Origin of the sequence: Kribbella hippodromi (assembly GCF_039531045.1) — a bacterium.
GTDB classification, from domain to species: Bacteria; Actinomycetota; Actinomycetes; order Propionibacteriales; family Kribbellaceae; genus Kribbella; species Kribbella hippodromi.
In genome coordinates, this window is sequence record NZ_BAAAPH010000033.1 from 26,210 (window position 1) to 44,225 (window position 18,016).

General features: G+C 67.8%; 18 protein-coding genes and 1 pseudogene. 12 read left to right on the forward strand and 7 right to left on the reverse strand.

Annotation, left to right across the window (positions count from 1 at the left end; all coding sequences use genetic code 11):
• Nucleotides 1-81 precede the first annotated feature (81 nt).
• On the reverse strand, nucleotides 82-504 hold the full coding sequence (locus ABD260_RS34725) for a hypothetical protein (RefSeq protein WP_344240717.1): 423 nt from the start codon (nucleotides 502-504) through the stop codon (nucleotides 82-84).
• Between the two features lie 295 nt (nucleotides 505-799).
• Between ABD260_RS34725 and ABD260_RS34730 the strand changes: the two are divergent.
• The 5 genes and pseudogenes from ABD260_RS34730 to ABD260_RS34750 all read left to right on the forward strand — a co-directional run.
• Nucleotides 800-940, forward strand: a pseudogene (locus ABD260_RS34730) (helix-turn-helix domain-containing protein); the annotation flags it as partial.
• Between the two features lie 273 nt (nucleotides 941-1,213).
• Nucleotides 1,214-2,380 carry a hypothetical protein gene (locus ABD260_RS34735; RefSeq protein ID WP_344240795.1) on the forward strand — a complete coding sequence of 389 codons (1,167 nt, stop codon included), beginning with the start codon at nucleotides 1,214-1,216 and terminating at the stop codon, nucleotides 2,378-2,380.
• A gap of 223 nt (nucleotides 2,381-2,603) precedes the next feature.
• Nucleotides 2,604-3,749 carry a branched-chain amino acid aminotransferase gene (locus ABD260_RS34740; protein WP_344240719.1) on the forward strand — a complete coding sequence of 382 codons (1,146 nt, stop codon included), beginning with the start codon at nucleotides 2,604-2,606 and terminating at the stop codon, nucleotides 3,747-3,749.
• Between the two features lie 51 nt (nucleotides 3,750-3,800).
• Complete coding sequence (ligD, locus tag ABD260_RS34745; RefSeq protein WP_344240721.1) at nucleotides 3,801-4,763, forward strand: non-homologous end-joining DNA ligase; 963 nt, start codon at nucleotides 3,801-3,803, stop codon at nucleotides 4,761-4,763.
• Between the two features lies 1 nt (nucleotide 4,764).
• Complete coding sequence (locus tag ABD260_RS34750; protein WP_344240723.1) at nucleotides 4,765-5,403, forward strand: nucleoside/nucleotide kinase family protein; 639 nt, start codon at nucleotides 4,765-4,767, stop codon at nucleotides 5,401-5,403.
• A gap of 2 nt (nucleotides 5,404-5,405) precedes the next feature.
• On the opposite strand, the gene ABD260_RS34755 is transcribed toward ABD260_RS34750, so the two are convergent.
• Nucleotides 5,406-6,158, reverse strand: coding sequence for a TetR/AcrR family transcriptional regulator C-terminal domain-containing protein (locus ABD260_RS34755; RefSeq protein WP_344240725.1), 753 nt, complete (start codon nucleotides 6,156-6,158; stop codon nucleotides 5,406-5,408).
• Between the two features lie 83 nt (nucleotides 6,159-6,241).
• On the opposite strand from ABD260_RS34755, the gene ABD260_RS34760 reads away from it, so the two are divergent.
• The 4 genes from ABD260_RS34760 to ABD260_RS34775 all read left to right on the forward strand — a co-directional run bounded on the left by ABD260_RS34760 (nucleotide 6,242) and on the right by ABD260_RS34775 (nucleotide 8,688).
• Complete coding sequence (locus ABD260_RS34760; protein WP_344240727.1) at nucleotides 6,242-7,141, forward strand: ATP-binding cassette domain-containing protein; 900 nt, start codon at nucleotides 6,242-6,244, stop codon at nucleotides 7,139-7,141.
• A gap of 55 nt (nucleotides 7,142-7,196) precedes the next feature.
• On the forward strand, nucleotides 7,197-7,925 hold the full coding sequence (locus tag ABD260_RS34765) for an ABC transporter permease (protein ID WP_344240729.1): 729 nt from the start codon (nucleotides 7,197-7,199) through the stop codon (nucleotides 7,923-7,925).
• Nucleotides 7,926-8,144: 219 nt separating this feature from the next.
• Nucleotides 8,145-8,342: a hypothetical protein gene (locus ABD260_RS34770; protein ID WP_344240731.1), complete on the forward strand. Its 198-nt coding sequence runs from the start codon at nucleotides 8,145-8,147 to the stop codon at nucleotides 8,340-8,342.
• Nucleotides 8,343-8,364: 22 nt separating this feature from the next.
• On the forward strand, nucleotides 8,365-8,688 hold the full coding sequence (locus ABD260_RS34775; protein ID WP_344240733.1) for a putative quinol monooxygenase: 324 nt from the start codon (nucleotides 8,365-8,367) through the stop codon (nucleotides 8,686-8,688).
• 7 nt (nucleotides 8,689-8,695) lie between these two features.
• Here ABD260_RS34775 and ABD260_RS34780 read toward each other — a convergent pair whose 3' ends face one another.
• On the reverse strand, nucleotides 8,696-9,010 hold the full coding sequence (locus ABD260_RS34780; RefSeq protein ID WP_344240735.1) for a hypothetical protein: 315 nt from the start codon (nucleotides 9,008-9,010) through the stop codon (nucleotides 8,696-8,698).
• Between the two features lie 145 nt (nucleotides 9,011-9,155).
• Between ABD260_RS34780 and ABD260_RS34785 the strand changes: the two genes are divergently transcribed.
• The gene (locus ABD260_RS34785; RefSeq protein ID WP_344240737.1) at nucleotides 9,156-10,904 is read left to right on the forward strand and encodes a S53 family peptidase; all 1,749 of its coding nucleotides are present in this window, start codon (nucleotides 9,156-9,158) and stop codon (nucleotides 10,902-10,904) included.
• Here the strand turns inward: ABD260_RS34785 and ABD260_RS34790 are convergent.
• The 4 genes from ABD260_RS34790 to ABD260_RS34805 form a co-directional block, all read right to left on the reverse strand.
• Complete coding sequence (locus tag ABD260_RS34790) at nucleotides 10,901-12,079, reverse strand: WD40/YVTN/BNR-like repeat-containing protein (RefSeq protein WP_344240739.1); 1,179 nt, start codon at nucleotides 12,077-12,079, stop codon at nucleotides 10,901-10,903. The genes ABD260_RS34785 and ABD260_RS34790 overlap by 4 nt on opposite strands.
• A complete protein-coding gene (locus tag ABD260_RS34795) occupies nucleotides 12,072-12,614 on the reverse strand; it encodes an RNA polymerase sigma factor (RefSeq protein ID WP_344240741.1) in 543 nt (180 codons plus the stop codon). Before ABD260_RS34795 ends, ABD260_RS34790 begins: the two co-directional genes overlap by 8 nt.
• Before the next feature lie 78 nt (nucleotides 12,615-12,692).
• Nucleotides 12,693-13,841 (reverse strand): sensor histidine kinase, encoded by a 1,149-nt coding sequence (locus ABD260_RS34800; protein WP_344240743.1) that lies wholly within the window; start codon nucleotides 13,839-13,841, stop codon nucleotides 12,693-12,695.
• Entirely contained in the window at nucleotides 13,826-14,494 is a 669-nt protein-coding gene (locus ABD260_RS34805; protein ID WP_344240745.1) for a response regulator transcription factor, read from the reverse strand. Before ABD260_RS34805 ends, ABD260_RS34800 begins: the two co-directional genes overlap by 16 nt.
• Before the next feature lie 235 nt (nucleotides 14,495-14,729).
• Between ABD260_RS34805 and ABD260_RS34810 the strand changes: the two genes are divergently transcribed.
• Nucleotides 14,730-15,815, forward strand: a complete 1,086-nt coding sequence (locus ABD260_RS34810; RefSeq protein WP_344240747.1) for a glycosyltransferase — start codon at nucleotides 14,730-14,732, stop codon at nucleotides 15,813-15,815.
• Nucleotides 15,815-17,914: an ArnT family glycosyltransferase gene (locus ABD260_RS34815; protein ID WP_344240749.1), complete on the forward strand. Its 2,100-nt coding sequence runs from the start codon at nucleotides 15,815-15,817 to the stop codon at nucleotides 17,912-17,914. The genes ABD260_RS34810 and ABD260_RS34815 overlap by 1 nt, the downstream gene beginning before the upstream one ends.
• The last annotated feature ends 102 nt before the right edge of the window (nucleotides 17,915-18,016 follow it).

Genomic DNA, 18,016 nt, shown 5'->3' on the forward strand with positions numbered 1-18,016 from the left:
AAAAGAGAGTTGTATCGTTCGAAGCCCCCAACCAGCAACCCCTCTGCACTTTGCTGCAAGCCGGCCGGGGCGCTGCCGGGCTCACGGGCCGCAGGTGAAGCAGGGCCACTCGCGGCCGCACTGCGAACAACGCCCGTCCGGCGCAGGCGCCGGTAGCCAAACGGTGGTCGCACCGACGATGGTCGTGCGCTCCTGGCGCGCCGCGGGTGGTGCAGGTGGACCCGCGATGCCCGTGGGTGGTGTAGGTGGAGCCGCGGTGCCAGTGGGGGCCGGGTCGGCAGGCACTGTGGGTGTGGACCAGTGGAGTTGGGTGCGGCCGTTGGTGCCGTGGGTGGCAAGTAGGGCGGGGACGCCGGCGTCCCAGGTGGAGGTGCCGGGCCAGGGGCCGCGCCAGCGGACGGTGGTTGCGCCGTCGGACCACTCCACTCCCTCGGCGAGGATCGCGGTGGGGGTGGTGTGGCGGACCAGGCGGAAGAGGCGAGGCTGTCGCTGCAGTGTGTTCACCTGTTCAACTGTGCCCGGAGGGTGGTGTGGGGAACAGGTGTTTGCTGTGGGCTGTGGGAACAGCCCACAGCCCACATGCCTTGTTTTGCGCGGTTTTTGTCGGTGCGGGCTTGTAGGTTCGCCTGGTACCCACCACCTGGGCTCGAACCGCGAACGGGGTGATCCTGTGACCGAGACACTCGCTGCCACACCGACCGGCCGGACGAAGGCCACAGTGTCCGGACAGACACGCACGAAGGTCACACCGGCCGGCGAACTCGTTGGATCGCCCACCGACCAAGTCTCTGGTGCAGCAGTGGACTTCGGGGCGCGGTTGCGGCAGTGCCGGCAGGCGGCCGGGCTGAGCTTGCGGCAACTGGCGGCGCGCGTCGGGTACGACCACAGTTACCTGTCCCAGGTGGAGCGAGGGCAGCGGCCGGGCTCGGCGGACTTGGCACGCCTCTGCGACCAGGAGCTCGGCGCCGGCAACCAGCTAATCGCCAGCTTCGCACGAGGACCCGCAGACCCAGCACAACAGCCAAAGGGTCAGCAGCGCACAGGTCGAGGCCGGTCTAGCCAAGGGCGCACAGGCCAAGGGAAAGAGGAGCAGCCGGGTCAGGGGCAGGCCGGTAGAGGGTGGGCTGGTCAGCGGGCGACAGGAGAGCAGCAGACAGGGCAATGGTCGGCGGCGCGGCAGCCGACTGCGGAGCAATGCGCCGCGGGACAGCCTTTGGCGACGCAGCACTTGGCGACGCAGCACTTGGCGACGCAGCACTTGGCGGCGCAGCACATGGCGGGACAGCACTTGGCGGGGCAGGAATGGGCGGGACGGCAGTGGATGGATCGGTCGGGCGGTGGGGATCCGCTGGAGTCGGCGTGGCGTGGGCTTGTTGGGGCGGTCGGTGCGCAGGGCGGTCCGGGCGAGGTGCTCGGTGACATTCGGGCCGTACCACCTGCTGCTCTGCTGCCGGAGCTGGTGAGTGTGCTGCAGGCCTGCGACAACGGTGACCCACAGGCGGTTGAGCTGAGCGTGCTGATCGCCGAGACGCTCACCGGCCTGGGCAAGCGCGCGACCGCACAACGCTGGTGGTGGGCCGCACAGTCAGCCGCAGACAGTATCCATGGAGCGGACAGTGCCTGTGGACGGGGCGGCCTGGTTGGAGTCGGGTTGGCGGGGTTGGTGCGGGCGCGGGCGGTGATTAGCGGGCTGGTTGAGCGGCAGGCCTTGGCTGGGCTGCTGCGGTTGGCGGGTGAAGCGGTTGCGTTGGATCGGCGGGCGTCTGGTGCGGCGGGTTTCCTGCCTCGTGCTGCGCGGGCGCTGGTGTTGGCTGAGGTTGGGGAGAGCGAAGAGGCGCGTCAGGCGTTGCGGGAGCTGGTGGGTGCCGGCGACGAACTGCTGGTCAGTGGCGCGAGCGAGCAAAGAGCTGCCGCACACCACCACATGCCTGATCAGCTGTATAGGGGCGAGGGGCTGGTGGGTCAGTTGTCCTGCCAACCGCAGTGGACTGAAGGGCTGGTGCGTGGCTTGCCCTATCAGCTGCACTGGGTTGAGGGGCTCGTCAGTGCGCGGTTGGGGTATGGGGTGGCGGGGTGTGTTTTGGTGGCGCGGGCTCGGGAGTTGTGTCCGGAGCGCTGGTGTGGTGAGCGGGCCAGGGTTGAGCTGGGGTTGGCGGAGTGTTTGGTGGTCTCTGGTGAGGTTTCGGCTGGGCTGGCGTTGGCTTTGCGGGTTCTGGTTGAGCTGCCTGATGAGTGGCACAGCTTGTGGGTGTCGGAGGCTGGGCTGCGGGTTCTCCAGGTCGTGGAGAAGACGGAGCCTGCTCGGCGGGAGTTGACGGAGCTGCGGCGTCTGCTGGCGCAACCGACCTACCGGACTGGCCGGACCGTGCGCCGAGGGTAAGACCTGGACCGGCAGGACCGTGGGCGGCGGGTGAGAGGTGGAGTGGTCGGACCATCAGCCGGGGTGTGAGCTCGGGTGGGCCAGGGTGTGGGGCGGGTGGGTCGGCCGGGGTGTGGGTCGAGTGGTGGGCCAAGGTGTGGGGGCGGGTGGGTCAGCCGGGTTGGGGGGTGGGGTGGTCGGAGTTTGGGCGGTGGGTCGAGGTGGGGGTGGGGGGCGGGGTAGCGTGCGGGGAGTGACAGGTGAACAGCGGGGTACGGCAGTGACGGAAGCGTGGGACTTCGCGGTGGAGTCGCGGAGTGATCCGGCTAGTGCTGAGGCGCGGGCGGCGGTGCTTGCGGAGCCGGTGTTTGGGCAGTCGTTTACGGACCACATGGTGGTTGCCAACTGGTCAGTGGAGCATGGGTGGCGGGATGCGAAGGTGACGGCGTACGCGCCGTTGTCGCTCAGCCCGGCGGCTGCGGTGTTCCACTACTCGCAGGAGATCTTCGAAGGGCTCAAGGCGTACCGGCACGCTGACGGCTCGGTCTGGGCCTTCCGGCCTGACCGGAACGCGGCCCGGTTCACTGCGAGCGCGGAGCGGCTGGCGCTGCCGCATGTGCCGGAGGAGCAGTTCGTTGCGGCGCTGCGTGCGCTGGTAACCGTTGACGAGTCATGGGTGCCGTCCGCCGATGACGGCGAGACCAGCTTGTACCTCCGGCCGTACATGATCGCCACCGAGGCGGTCCTGAGCGTACGGCCGTCGAACGAGGTGCTGTTCGGCGTCATCGCGTCTCCGGCCGGCCCGTACTTCAACACCGGCCCCAAGCCGGTCTCCATCTGGTTGACCACCTCCTCCATCCGCGCGACGCCGGGCGGCACCGGTGCGGCGAAGTGCGGTGGCAACTACGCCTCCAGCCTGGCCGGTCTGGCGGAGGCAGTCGCGAACGGCTGTGAGCAGGTCGCGTTCGTCGATGCGGTCGAGCACAAGTGGCTCGAGGAGATCGGCAGCATGAACATGTTCTTCGTGTACGCGGACGGCCGGATCGCGACGCCTGAACTGTCCGGCTCGATCCTCGAAGGTGTCACCCGGGCGTCCGTCCTGGAGCTGGCCGCGGACCTGGGCAACCCGGTCGAGGAGCGCCGCATCTCCGCGGACGAGTGGAAGGACGGTGTCCGCTCCGGCGAGATCACCGAGGTCTTCGCGTCCGGAACGGCCGCCGTCATCACTCCGATCGGCCGGGTCGCCTGGCCGGAGGGCGACCTCACCATCGGCGACCACACGGTCGACTACGGCGTCGGCCCGGTGACCGCGAAGATCCGCTCCGCGCTCCTGGATCTCCAGTACGGCCGCACCCCCGACACGCGCGGCTGGCTGACCCGACTCGCCTAGTTCCTGGCGAGACTAGTGCCGATTGTCCCCGGCGCCGGTTAGGTTGTGGAGATGGCAGGGAAGGCGAAGACTCCCGCGATCGAGCTGGAGGCCGGTGGGCGGACGGTGCGGGTCTCGAACCCGGACCGGGTGTACTTTCCGGCCCGCGGCGAGACCAAGTTGGACCTGGTCAAGTACTACCTGTCCGTCGGCGACGGGATCGTGAACGCGCTCCGGGAGCGGCCGTGCATGATGCACCGCTTCCCGGAGGGGGTCGCCGGGGAGAAGGTGCACCAGAAGCGGCTGCCGCACGGAGCGCCGCCGTGGATGGAGACGGTCCAGGTCAAGTTCCCGCGCTACAACCGGACCGCCGACGAGCTCTGCGTCACCGAGATCGCGCACGTCGTCTGGGCGGTGCAGATGTCGACAGTCGAGTTCCACCCGTGGAACTCGCGCCGCGCCGACACCGAGAAGCCGGACGAGTGGCGGATCGACCTGGACCCGATGCCGGACTGCCCGTTCGACCGGGTCCGCCGGGTCGCGCACGTCGTTCAGGAGGTACTCGACGAGCTCGGCGCGGTCGGTTATCCGAAGACCTCCGGCGGCAGCGGCATCCACGTGTACGTCCGCGTGCAGCCGGAGTACGGGTTCTCCGATGTACGCCGCGCCGCGCTCGCGTTCGCCCGTGAAGTCGAGCGGCGCGCACCGGACGACGTGACGACCACCTGGTGGCGCAAGGACCGCGACCCGAAGAAGCTCTTCGTCGACTACAACCAGAACGCCCGCGACCACACGATCGCGTCCGCGTACTCGGTCCGCGGCAACCCGGAAGGTACTGTCTCGACGCCGATCCACTGGGACGAGATCGACGACGTGAACCCGAAGGACTTCACCATCGAGACGGTGCCGGCGCGGTACGCCGAGCTGGGCGACCTGCACGCGACCATCGACGACAACGTGTACTCGCTCGCCACCCTGATGGAGTGGGCCGAGCGCGACGAACGCGAAGGCGCCGAAGCGCCACCCGAGGACTGACGTGCTGACGCTTGACTCAGCCGACGCGTACGAGCGCGCGGTCGGCCTGGCGACGTGTGGCCGACGGCAACTTCTCGGCATCACCGGCGCACCGGCGGCCGGGAAGTCGACGTACGCCGAGCAGCTCGCCGCGAAGCTGGCTGCCGACGGGCACCACGTCGCGCTCGTACCGATGGACGGCTACCACCTCGCGCAATCGGTCCTGGACGAGCTGGGACTCGCGGACGTGAAAGGTGCGCCACACACCTTCGACGCGCAAGGCTTCGTGGCCATGCTGCGCCGGTTGAAGCAGACGCCGGACGAGCACATCTGGGCGCCGCGTTTCGACCGCGGTATCGAGGACTCGATCGCCGCGAGCATCGGTGTCGCGCCGGAGGTCACGCTGGTCATCACCGAAGGCAACTACCTGCTTCTCGGTCAGCCGCCGTGGTCGGCAGTCCGTGAGCTGCTCGATCAGTGCTGGTACGTCGAGGTCCCCGAAGCGCTGCGCCACGCCCGGCTCGAAGCGCGCCATCGCCAGTTCGGCAGGTCAGCGCAGGAAGCACATGAGCGTACGTACGGATCGGACGAGCGAAATGCCCAACTGATCGCGGCAACCGCTCCAGCCGCCGACGCGCTCATCCACCTACCCGCACGATGAACCTACCCGCACGATGAACTTACCCGCTCGATGAACGCGGCCACCCCGTCCAGATAGAGCTGCAGCCCGAAGTCGAAATCGGCGTCGTTGCTCTCCTCGAAGCCGACGTTGACCGCAAAAACCCCGGCCTCCAGCACCTTCGCCACCGCCGGGTACACGCGAGGATCGACGACCCGAGCGAGCGTCGCACCGTAGTGCTCGAACGCGGCCGGGTCGTCGTCGAAGCCCGCGCTCAGGTCGAACGAGACCCGGATCTGCCCCTGCACGTAGGTGATCAGGCCCATCACGACGCCGACCTTGGCCTCCTCCGGCAGGCCGGTGTCCTTGAGCGCGCCGAGCGCCAGGTCGAACCAGGCCAGGTTGTTCGGCCCGGCCGGCGGACCGGAGATCGGCACGTTCGCATACCACTTGTGCCTGCGGATCGCGGTCATCACGCCATCCGCCCAGAACGTCAGACCGGTCCGCCAGTCGATCCCCTCCGGCAGCGGATCCGGCCGCTCGATCGCCGCGTCCGACATCAGGACGAGCAGGTCGTCCTTGCTCTTCACATGCCGGTAGAGCGCCATCGTCGAGTTGCCGAGCCGCTCCGCGACCCGCGCCATCGAGACCGCGCCGAGGTCGCCTTCCTCGTCCGCGATCGCGACTGCCGCCGCGACGATGTCGTCGAGCGTCAGGGCCGGCTTCGGCCCGCGCCGCGGCGCCGCCCGCAGCCGCCACATCAGCGCCACGTCGGCCGGCAGCTCGTTGTCGTCCACACGCCCAAGTCTAGGGCTTGCCAGGCGTTACTGCGTACCTGCTACGCTGTTTAGCGTATTCGATACGCAGTAAGGAGGGGACGATGATCATCGAGGCAGCCGGGCTGCGGAAGTCGTACGGGGCGACCGAGGTCCTGACCGGGGTCGATCTGAGCGTCGCGGCGGGGTCGGTGCTCGCGCTGCTCGGCCCGAACGGCGCGGGCAAGACCACGATCGTGCGCATCCTGACCACGCTGACCCGGCCGGACGCCGGCAGCGCGACCATCGCCGGGTACGACGTGCTCCGCGAACCAGGCCGGGTCCGTGGCGCGATCAGCCTGACCGGGCAGTACGCGGCGGTCGACGAGAACCAGACCGGCCGGGAGAACCTGGTCATGGTCGGCCGGCTCATGCACCTCGGGCGGCGCAGTGCGCAGCGGCGTACGCATGAATTGCTGGAGCAATTCGGACTGACTGCCGCGATGGATCGGCGGGTGAAGACGTACTCAGGCGGCATGCGCCGGAAGCTCGATCTGGCGATGAGCCTGATCGCCCAGCCGCAGGTGATCTTCCTGGACGAGCCGACGACCGGACTGGACCCAGCCAGCCGTTCGGCGATGTGGGACGCGATCGTCGACCTGGTCAGGGACGGTACGACCATCCTGCTCACCACGCAGTACCTGGAGGAAGCGGACCGGCTCGCCGACCGGGTGGTACTGCTCAACCAGGGTCGCATCGTGGCGAGTGGTACTGCCGACGCGCTCAAGACGCAGATCGGTGGTGAACGCATCGAACTGCGGTTCGCGGAGGAGGCACAGGTACTGAAGGCGATTGGCGTACTGGACGGTGTGGCCGATCAGCTCGTACTGAACGTGCCCTCGGACGGTACGGCCGCGCACCTGCACTACGTACTCGACGTACTTCGCGACAACGGACTGGAGCCGGAGCGGGTGTCGTCCCACCGGCCCACGCTGGACGACGTGTTCCTCGCACTGACCGCCTGAGAGGCTGCTGATGTCACACCAAGGAGTTGTCGCCGCCTGTTCGGATGTGGCGACCATGATCGACCGCAGCGTGCGGCTGGCGCGGCGCAACGTCGACACATTGTTCGCCTCGATCCTGCTGCCGCTGCTCATGATGGCGCTGTTCGTGTACGTGTTCGGCGGCGCGATCAACACAGGTACTGAGTACGTGAACTACGTCGTACCGGGAATCCTGCTGCTCACTACTGGGTACGGTGCCGCGTCCACTGCGATGGTGGTTGCCGATGACATGAATACCGGGATGATCGACCGGCTGCGCTCACTGCCGATCCGGAGCTTTGCCGTACTGACCGGGCATGTGGTCGCGAGTGTCGCGCGCAATGCGGCGTCCACTGCGATCGTCATCCTGGCGTCCTTGGCGATGGGGTTCCGCCCGGGCGGTGGAGTGATCGACTGGGTCGCGGCGATCGGTCTGTTGCTGCTCTACGTGGTGGCCCTGTCCTGGTTGGCGGCTGGGCTCGGCGTGATCGCCAAGACAGTCGAGTCGGCGAGTACGCTTAGCTTCTTCATGCTGTTCCTGCCGTACCTGAGCAGTGCGTTCGTACCGCCGGACTCGATGCCCAAGTGGCTGCAGCCGATCAGTGAGCATCAGCCGATCACACCGGTGATCGAGACAGTTCGCAGTCTGCTGACCGGTACGCCGATGGGGAACAACGGGCGGACCGCGCTTGCGTGGTGTTGTGGTCTACTCCTGTTCTCCGTGCTGCTGGCAACCGCTCTGTACCGGAGACGTACCAGCCGGTGAAGAATTCCGGACCGAAACCACCCGCTGTGACCCCTTCGTCGAGTTAACGTCAAGGTCCCCCCCTCGTGTGGTGGTCCCATCCCCCCGGGACCCACACGGACAGGCGCCCCGATCATCGATCGGGGCGCTTTGTTTTCCGCACCTTTTCTTCGCCGCACTGTCGTTTTCGCCGCCCTTGGTTCGACGTATCAGTAAGAGCGACCAAGGGAGAGGGTCAGAATGAACATCAGCGCCGACGTCCGGAACATGATCATCACCATGCTGGCCGAGGGGAGCCCGGTCTGGTACGTCGCCGGCATGGTCAACATGCGCAGCCACGACGTCTACGTCATCGGCCACGCCGCCGGCTACCCGGACAAAACCAAACTCCGCCGCGCCGTCTGGGCCACCCAGAACCACCTCCCCCAAGCCGCCTGAGCCACCCACTAGTTTGGTGCTCATGATCTTCATCACCGCGAAGTTCCGGGTCCGGCCCGAGCACACCGACGACTGGCCGGCGATCACCGCCGACTTCACCACCGCGACCCGCGCCGAACCCGGCTGCCTGTGGTTCACCTGGTCCCGCTCCGTCGACGACCCGGACGAGTACGTACTGGTCGAGGCCTTCGCGGACGACGCGGCGGCGACACACCACGTCACCTCGGACCATTTCAAGGCAGCTCAGCAACAGCTTCCGCCGTATCTGCTCGAGACACCGCGGATCATCAACTTCAAGGTCCCGCAGGACGACTGGTCCGAGCTCGGCGAGATGGCGGTCAAGTAGGCGGCGGTCAGCCGTTGGGGTGTTCGATCTGGTACTGCTCGATCAGCTCCTCGAAGCGGCTCGGGTCGCCCTCTGCCAGCAGCACTGTGCGGCCCCCGACAACGGCGCGGACCTTCTCGGCCACCTCGGCCGCCTTCTCCGGGGTCGCGTAGATCCCGAGCAGCAGGTCGTGGCTCTCGTCGGCGAGCGTGAACCCCCAGGGCACGTCGCACGGGCCGTTGTGGGCCTCGACCGGGCAGAGCACCCGCGCCACCGGCTCCTGCATCTCCAGCGCCTCGCCGGTCCCGGAGAAACCCTGAATTCTCAACTCGTACGTCTTCACGAACCGAAAGTTACCGACGCCCGGCCGCACCGCGCATCGGGGTTTTCGCCCCAACCACCCCTGACTGCCGGTCAGACCGAAGTATGACTCCGTCGAGCGTAAAGTAACCGATTGGTTACTGGTGATCGCTGAACGGGGAGAGATTGTGATCAGGACTGTCGTCGCGCTGACCGGCTGCACGGCTCTGGCGATCGCCGGACTCGCGCACATCACGCCAGGAGAAGCCCAGTCACCTAGCGGCGACCAGAGCCGGACCGTTCAGGTGTGGCTGACCCCAGACCTGGCCGGCGCCGAGCAGTACGCCACAGCCGTCTCCACCCCAGGCAGCCCCGACTTCCACCACTACCTCAGCCCAAACGCGTACACGGCTCGCTTCGGCCCGTCCGCCGCGAAGGCCGAGGCTGTCTCGGACTGGTTGCGCCTCCGCGGCATGACCGACGTACGCATCAGCAGCGGCCGCGACTACATCTCAGCGTCCGGCCAGGCGTCCAAAATGCAGCCCGTACCTGACGAGCTCGCACCGGACATCCTGTCCGTCACCGGCCTGAACAACTCGGCGGCAGCGCGTGCGGCATCCGTAGCGCGGCCGCAGCCGACCTGCTCCTCGTACTGGGCTCAGCGCGCAAAAACGATCAGCCCGCCCTACCGCGGATTCACCAAGGCCTCGCTGCCGGTGTGCGGCTACTCCGCCCAGCAGTTGCGCGCCGCGTACGGAGCGTCCTGGGCGGCAACCGGCCGCGGCCAAACCATCGCACTGACTGAGAGCGAAGCGCCGACCAACATGGCGCAGACCCTCCGGGAGTACGCGCGCCGGAACCACCTACCAGCTCCGAAACCGGGCCAGTTCCGCGAGGTCCACGTCGGCGGCACCGGCTCGTGCAGTGCGAGCACCCGAAGCGCCCAGCAGTACAACGACGAGGCGGAAATGGATTCCGAGGCCGCGTACGCGATGGCGCCCGCGGCGAACCAGCTGATGGTGGTCGGGAGCGGCTGCGACGAAGACCAGTCGCTGCTCAACGCCGTACTGGCCGTCCTGACCGGCAATGGTCACCGGCCGAGCGCGTCCATCGTGTCGAACTCCTGGCAGATCCCGATCGGCGACGCCTCTCCGAAGACCTGGCACGCGATCACCCTCCGGGCGGCGGTCGAAGGGGTCGGCCTGTACATGTCCTCCGGCGACACCCCCGGCCTGACCATGACCGCGTCCGATCCGCTGGTGACCGCAGTCGGCGGTACGACCCTCGGACTCGATGCCCGCAGCAACCGAGTGTTCGAGACCGGCTGGTCGAACGGCCAGGCGATGTTCGAGGACAGCAAGTGGAGCGACCTCGGCATCACCGGCGCGGGCGGCGGGACCAGCCTGCTCTACGCGCAGCCCGCGTACCAGAAAGGCGTCGTCCCACCGTCGATGTCACACGTACGCCTTGGCGGTAAGACAGTCGCCAACCGGGCCGTACCCGACATCGCCGCCGTCGCTGACCTCGATACCGGCATGCTGACCGGCTACACAACGCTGGACGACAAGGGCAGGCCCACGTACCAGACGATGGTCAACGCGGGTACCAGCCTGTCCGCCCCGCTGGTAGCCGGCCTGATAGCAGGCGCCCAGCAGGGGCGGCGGACACCGTTCGGTTTCATCAACCCGCTGGTGTACCGGCTGCACGGCACCCGCGCGATCAATGACGTACTGCCGATCAACCAGGCGATGCCCCAGCAGAACCGGGCCGCCTACACCCCGGCCAACGGGACCGACAGCGCAACCATCGACGTCTTCGACGCCCATAACGCGACCGACACCGATCAGACGACCGTCAAGGGCTACGACACAACCACCGGCCTCGGTACCCCCAACGGCCTCCCCTTCATCCTGGGCCTGCGCTACCTGGCGCACTAGCGGGGTACGAAGTACTTCCAGGTCTTGCCGTGATCGGTGCTGGTGATGGCGTTGTCGCCGTTGTACTGCATCCCGTACACGAACTCGCCGAGCGCTTCCAGGCCACCTAGGTCGGTTGGCGGAGTGAGTGGTGCACCGATGCCGGGCCGGAGGAGTTCGCGTTTCTTGCCCTGATAGAGCACGAGCCCCGTGCCGTTGTCGAAAGCAACAAGCGCGGATACGTAGGTGGTGTCACGTTCAGCCACGATTGTCCAGTGCTCGCCGCGGTCGGTGGACAACCGCAGCGGCACCGGTTCGTCACTGTGCCGCGCACTGGGCTTCGAGCCCGGGATCACCAGCAGCGTCTTGCCGTCCGGGCTGACCGCCAGCTTGCCACCCATCCGGCCCGGACTGATGACCGAGTGATCCCAGGTCTTTCCGTGGTCATCGGTCCAGTAGATGTTGCCGACGCCGCTGTTCCTGCCGCCGACCAGCCACCACCGTCCGGTGTTGTCGCGGTAGGTCTGGTACACGTTGTCGATCCCGGGGATCTTCACCTCCCGCAGCACCCCGCTCTCCGGGTTCAGCGCCCGCAGAGTCCCGGCCGCCAGCAGCACATCGCCATCGGCGAACTCGCCGGTCGGCGGAGCCCAGCGCAGCTTCTTCTCGTCCCGGCCCTGATCCGTCAGCCGGACCATCACAGACTGCGCCCAGGTCGGATCGGTCCCCTTCATGCTCGTCGGCATCGACAGCGCCAGCACCTCGTCGCCGACCCGGACCACGCTGTACCCGTTCTTGCGCACCGGCGCGGTGGTGCGTACGCCGTCCCGGACCAGCACCGCGGCGCCCAGGTAGGTGTAGTTGGGCCCAGGCGACGACCACGCCGAGGCCCATCGCGTCGGTGTGCCGAACTCGATGGCGCCCGCGCCCGACTTCTTGTCGGCGATCAGCTTCTCGGCTGTCGGGTCGACCTGGATCGACGTCGGCGGACCAGCCGGTGGCTTCTCGGTACCGATAACGTTCCGGAGCGGCAGCACTGCTGCCAGGACCGCGATCGCGACCGCCGCGGCGACGCCCGCGCCGGTCAGCGCCTGCCGACGGTGCCGGCGGCGGATGCCACGGCGCTCCAGCGCCTCGAAGGGCAACGGCTGGACGGTCTCCTGAATCTCCCAGGACAGTTCTTTCAGCTCAGACATGGTTGACCTCCTCGGCGTCGTCGGCACCCTCAGCTGTAGCGTCATCAGCATCGTCGGCGAATTCGTGCACGAGCGGCGCCAGCCGGGACCGGCCCCGGGACAGCCGGGCCTTGACCGTCCCCTCCGCGACCCGGAGCTGGACAGCGATCTCACGCACCGGCAGATCGACGATGTGATGAAGCACGATCGCCTCCCGCTGCTCGTACGGGAGATGCCGCAGCGCCTCGACCAGCGCGACCCGGTCGGCCGACAACCCGGCGGTCGTGGTCTCGGCCAGCCCCGCGCGGGACATCAACCCGTGGAAGCGGAGCGCGCGGCGATAGCGCTGGCGTACGGCATTCAGCGCGACCGTCCGCAGCCATCCCTCCGGGTTCTCGAGCTGCGCGAACCGGCGCGGTTTCTCCACCGCCCGGACGAACGCCTCCTGCACCGCGTCCTCGGCCTCGCCCAGGTTCCCGCAGATCGCGAACAACTGGCCGACCAGCCGCCGGTAACACCCCTCATACAGCTCCCGCACCGTGTCGCCGTCCGCCATCACCACTCCCCAGATTCGCCCCTTTCCCTCCACAAGTCCCGGCAACCCCATCCGGTTGCATCACCAAACCAAATTGGGCTACCCGGCGGGGATGTGGATCGTGATTTCCAGACCGCCGGTGGGGCGTACGGCGGTGGTGATCGCGCCGTCGTGTGCGGTGACGACGGCGTGCACGATCGACAGTCCGAGCCCGGCTCCGGCATCGCTGTGCAGGCGAGCGCCATCGCCCCGGACGAACGGCTCCGGGAGCCTGTCCACTGAGGCGGAGGTGACCACGGCGCCGGTGTTACGGATCCGGAGGACGGCCTGGTCGTGCGCGCGATGGGTCGTGATGTCGATCCGGCCGCCGCTGTGGTTGTAGGCGATCGCGTTGTCGACGAGGTTGTGGATCATGCGTTCGAGGAGTACGGGCACCCCGACGATCACCGCCGGCAGCAGGTCGGTCCGCACGGTCAGCTCGCGCCGGCGGAGGTCGTCAGCGACGCCGTCGAGGACGGTGGTCACGATGTCGGCCAGATCCAGCGGATGCTTCGGTCCGGCGCCGGCCTGGCTCCGAGCCAGCGTTAGCAGCCCATCGAGAGTGCGCTGGCTGTGCTCGACCGCCGCCTTGACATCGCGCGTCATGGTGAGCAGTTCGTCCAGGTCGGGCCGGCCGTCGAGGGTGACGTCGATGGCGGTACGCATCGTGGTCAGCGGCGTACGAAGCTCGTGCGCGGCGTTCGCGGTGAACATGCGCTGACTGTGCAGAGCCCCATCGCGCTCGGCGATGCCCTGCTGGATTCGGTCCAGCATCCCGTTGACGGTGGTGGCCAGCGCGGCGAGCTCGTCGGCCGGCCGGCTGACCGGCACCCGTTCGGACAGGTTCTCCACCGAAAGGCGCTGGGCCGTGGCCGAAATGTTCCGGATCGGGCGAAGTACCCGCCCAGCCACCAGCCAGCTGACGATCGCGGCCAGCACAGTCACGATCGTCAGGGCGATCGTGGCCTGGGTCAGGAACTCGGCGAGCGTCGTGTGCCGCAACTGGTCGCCCATCTTGGAAAGATCATCCGGCGGCCAGGACGGCAGCGGTCCGTGACCGTCCGGATCGACGACGATGACCGCGATGCGCCGGGCTAGGCCCTGGCGCATCAGCAGATAGGTCAGAAAAGTCAGGACCAGACCGGCGGCCAGGACCATCCCTGTGTAGAGGACAGTCAGCCTGGTCCGTGCGGTCAGCCGGAAGCGCATGTGCTGATCCGGTATCCGGCACTGGTCACCGTCTCGATCAGCTGCGGCTCGCCGAGTTTGCGGCGCAAGGTGCCGATGGTGATCCGGACCGCGTTCGTGAACGGGTCGGCGTGCTCGTCCCACACCTTGTCCAGCAGGACCTCCGCGCTGACGACGGCGCCATCAGCGGCAAGTAGCTGCTCGAGTACGCCGAACTCCTTGGGCGTGAGGTACAAAGGCCCGCCGGCCCGTTCCGCCGTACGCCGGGCCGGGTCGAGAGTGACGTCCGCGGCGCGCAGCACCGGTGGGCGCGCCGGACTGCTGCGCCGGGCCAACGCACCGACCCGAGCGATCAGCTCCGAGAACGCGAACGGTTTTCCCAGGTAGTCGTCAGCGCCCAGGGTCAACCCGTCGACCCGGTCCTCGACCGCGCCGGAGGCGGTCAGCATCAAGATCCGTGACGTACCCCGCTCGGCCAGCTGCCGGCAGACCGCGTCGCCGTGCAGCACTGGCAGATCGCGATCGAGGACGACCACGTCGTACGGCGTGAGGTCGCATTTGTCCAGGGCGCTCCGGCCGTCGAAGGCAAGATCGACCGCGAACCCGTGCTTGCGCAATCCGGACGCGACGTACTTCGCCAACGGTTGCTCATCCTCGACCAGCAGAATCCGCACCCGGTCATCATCGCAGCCGGGACTTATGGATTTGCTATGGAACAACCATCGGTCACCCATCGGCCGCTCTCGGTAGACCTTGGGGCATGACCACGGGAACCGAACCGGCCGCTCCGGCGAAGACCGCGACCGTCGACATCGTCGTACCGGTGTTCAACGAGGAACGCGCACTGCCAGGCTGCGTACGGGTCCTGAGTTCCTGACCAGGCAGTTTCCGTTTCCGGCCACCATCACCTTGGTCGACAACGCGAGCACCGACAGTACGCTCCGGGTCGCGAGCTCGCTGGCCGCGGCAGTCGACCGCGTCCGGGTGCTGCACCTCGACCGCAAGGGCCGCGGGCTGGCGTTGCGGGCGGCGTGGGCCGGCAGCGAGGCCGACGTCGTCGTCTACATGGATGTGGACCTGTCCACCGGACTCGACGCGTTGCTGCCGCTGGTCGCGCCGTTGGTCAACGGGCACTCCGATCTGTCCATCGGCTCCCGGTTGGCGCCGGGCGCGCGGACAGTACGCGGGCCGAAGCGGGAGCTGATCTCGCGCGCCTACAACCAGTTGATCCGGCTCCTGCACGGAGCCCGGTTCTCCGATGCGCAGTGTGGTTTCAAGGCGGCTCGTACCGGCATCGTCCGGCCGCTGCTCGGGCAGGTTCAGGACGACTCGTGGTTCTTCGACACCGAACTGCTGTTACTTGCCGAGCACAACGGACTGCGCGTTCACGAGGTGCCAGTGGACTGGGTCGAGGACGTCGACAGCCGGGTGGACGTGATCGGGACCGCTTGGGACGACATCCGCGGCCTTCTCCGGATGGCCCGGGCCAAGGCCTCTGGGCAGGCCCGCGTACGGGATCTCCCGCAACGGCCCGAGCCGATGGCCGCGCATCCCGACGCCGTGCTCGATCGCCGCGAGGGTGGCCTGACCTGGCAACTGCTGTCCTTCGCCGTCGTCGGCGGGCTCTCGACCGTGACGAACCTGGCGCTGTATGCCCTGCTCAGGCACTGGTGGCCACTCCTGACCGCAAACCTCGGCGCACTCGTCCTCACGACGCTGCTCAACACCGAGGCCAATCGCCGGTTCACCTTCGCCGGTACGCACACCGGGCCGGGACGAACCCGAGTCCATCTCCAGGGCCTGGCCGTGTTCGGCCTCTACTACCTCTTCACCTCAGCGGCCCTGCTCGTACTGCATGTGTGCGCCGCCGCTCCTTCCCGCCTGCTCGAGTTGTCCGTGCTGCTCGTCTCGTCCGGGCTCGGCACCGCCGGGAGATTTCTGTTGCTCCGACGCTGGATCTTCAAACCGGTCCGGCCGACCGAAAGGGACCTCTGATGACGGCGGCTACCGAAGCAGCGATCGAAGCGTTGCCCAGGGCAAAGAGATTGTGGCGAGGGCGGGCGCTGGCGGCGATCTGCTTGTTGGCCGGGATGCTCTACGCCTGGAAGATCGGCGACGGCCAGCTCGGCAACACCTACTACTCGGCCGCGGTCAAGTCGATGACCGACAGCTTCCCGAACTTCCTCTTCGGCTCGCTCGACCCGTACGGCGTGATCACCGTCGACAAGCCGCCGATGGCGCTGTGGCCGCAGGCGATCTCGGTGCTGATCTTCGGCTTCCACGGCTGGGCGCTGCTGCTGCCCCAGGTGATCGAGGGCGTCGCGGCCGTGCTCCTGCTGCACCGGACCGTACGGATGTGGGCGGGTGACGGGGTCGCGCTACTGGCCGCGCTGTTCTTCGCTCTGACGCCGGTCACTGTGGTCATCAATCGGGACAACAACCCGGACACGTTGCTCGTCCTGCTCCTGGTGGCCTCGGCGTACGCGGTCACTCGGTCGGTGCAAGCGCCTTCCGCACGGACTCGTACGACGTGGCTGCTGTGGTGCGCGTTCTTCGTCGGCTGTGGGTTCCTCACCAAGATGCTCCAGGCGTGGATCGTCGTACCCGCGCTCGGGCTGGCGTTCTTGGCCGGCACCACCGGGCCGCTCAAGCGCCGCGTGCTCGATCTGCTCGGCGCCGGCGCGGTATTGATCGTGTCGTCGTTCTGGTGGGTCGCGGTACACACGTGGTGGCCCGGCCGGAAGCCGTACATCGGTGGGAGTTCGGACGGTACTGCGTGGAACCTGATCTTCGGCTACAACGGCTTCGGACGGATCGCGGGTGACGGCCAGGTCGGCGGCATGATCACCGTTCAGGACGGCAAGACGACGACCGGATCGTTCGGCGGGACCCCGGGGCTGTTCCGGATGTTCAACGAGTTGGTCGGTGGGCAGATCTCGTGGTTGCTCCCGCTGGCGTTGGTTGTTCTGGTCGCGGTGTCGGTTGCGGAAGTGCGGGCGATAGTACGCAAGGCAATCGGAGACCCGGCTACCCGCGCAGGCTGGTTCCTGTGGGGCTCTTGGCTGCTGATCAGCGCGCTGGTCTTCAGCTTCGCGCAAGGGATCATGCATCCGTACTACACGACCGCGCTGGCACCGGCGATCGCCTCGCTCTGCGCGGCCGGGCTGGCTGTGCTCTGGCGCTGGTACAAGCACAGCCACTCGTTGTCGTGGGTTGTGCTGCCGGCCGGAATCGCGATCACCGCGGCCTGGGCGTTCGTCCTGATCTCACGCGACACGACCTGGTACAGCTGGAGCCGCTGGGCGGTAGCCGCCGGCACCACCGCCGCCCTCCTTGGCCTAATCACCGGCCGCCTGCCGGGGGAACGTCCTATCCTTGCACCGCAGGCCGGGCGGCTGTCCGGGGAACGTCGGGCTGTTCTCGGTAGGCCGGCGCTGGCGGTCGGGGTCGTCGCGCTGCTGCTCACGCCGGCTACCTGGTCGGTCGCCGCGGCGACAGTCAATGCCAACGGCAACACCCCGGCCGCCGGCCCGGCCCCCACCGGGCCTCCCGGCGGAAGCGGCTTGGTGATGTCGCCCGGTCCCGGCGTTCAACACAAACCCGCCCAGGTCCAGGGCCGACCGGAGACGGTCATCGGTGGTGGGAGTGGGGCGGCGAAGCTCACCGACGAACAGCGGCGGATTCTGGCGTACGCCGAACGCAACGCCCCGGGCGCCGACATCGCCCTAGCCATCAACGCCGACGCCGGAACCTTAGCCCCGTTCATTATGGAATCCGACGCGACGGTGATCGGTATGGGCGGCTTCAACGGCGGCGACAACGCCCCATCCACCGACCAGCTCCAGCAGTGGATCGAGTCCGGCAAACTGCGCTACATCCTGAGCGCGGCCCCAGGCCAACAGAATCAACCCATGCCAGGTGGCGGAAAGGGCCAGCGCAGAGCCGCAAACCAGCAACAACGCCAAACCTGGATCGAGCAACACTGCACAGTCGTCTCCCCCACCGAGTACAGCAGCAACCCAGGTACCACCCAACAACCATCGGCTCCGGCCATGCTCGGCAGCCCGCCTACTACCCTTTACCACTGCACCTAGCCTCAAGCCCCGGCGGTGAACTGTCGTACTTCGCGCCGCCGGCAACAGAACTATCACCTCGTCGCGGGCGGCAGCCTGCGTACGTCGGACCGCAAGTCGTGG

Coding starts and splice junctions, on each gene's coding strand:
- ABD260_RS34790 (WP_344240739.1), bottom strand. CDS start 12,079: ATGTCTGAGCTGAAAGAACTGTCCTGGGAGATTCAGGAGACCGTCCAG.
- ABD260_RS34775 (WP_344240733.1), top strand. CDS start 8,365: ATGATCTTCATCACCGCGAAGTTCCGGGTCCGGCCCGAGCACACCGAC.
- ABD260_RS34770 (WP_344240731.1), top strand. CDS start 8,145: ATGAACATCAGCGCCGACGTCCGGAACATGATCATCACCATGCTGGCC.
- ligD (WP_344240721.1), top strand. CDS start 3,801: ATGGCAGGGAAGGCGAAGACTCCCGCGATCGAGCTGGAGGCCGGTGGG.
- ABD260_RS34760 (WP_344240727.1), top strand. CDS start 6,242: ATGATCATCGAGGCAGCCGGGCTGCGGAAGTCGTACGGGGCGACCGAG.
- ABD260_RS34815 (WP_344240749.1), top strand. CDS start 15,815: ATGACGGCGGCTACCGAAGCAGCGATCGAAGCGTTGCCCAGGGCAAAG.
- ABD260_RS34795 (WP_344240741.1), bottom strand. CDS start 12,614: ATGGCGGACGGCGACACGGTGCGGGAGCTGTATGAGGGGTGTTACCGG.
- ABD260_RS34765 (WP_344240729.1), top strand. CDS start 7,197: ATGATCGACCGCAGCGTGCGGCTGGCGCGGCGCAACGTCGACACATTG.
- ABD260_RS34800 (WP_344240743.1), bottom strand. CDS start 13,841: ATGCGCTTCCGGCTGACCGCACGGACCAGGCTGACTGTCCTCTACACA.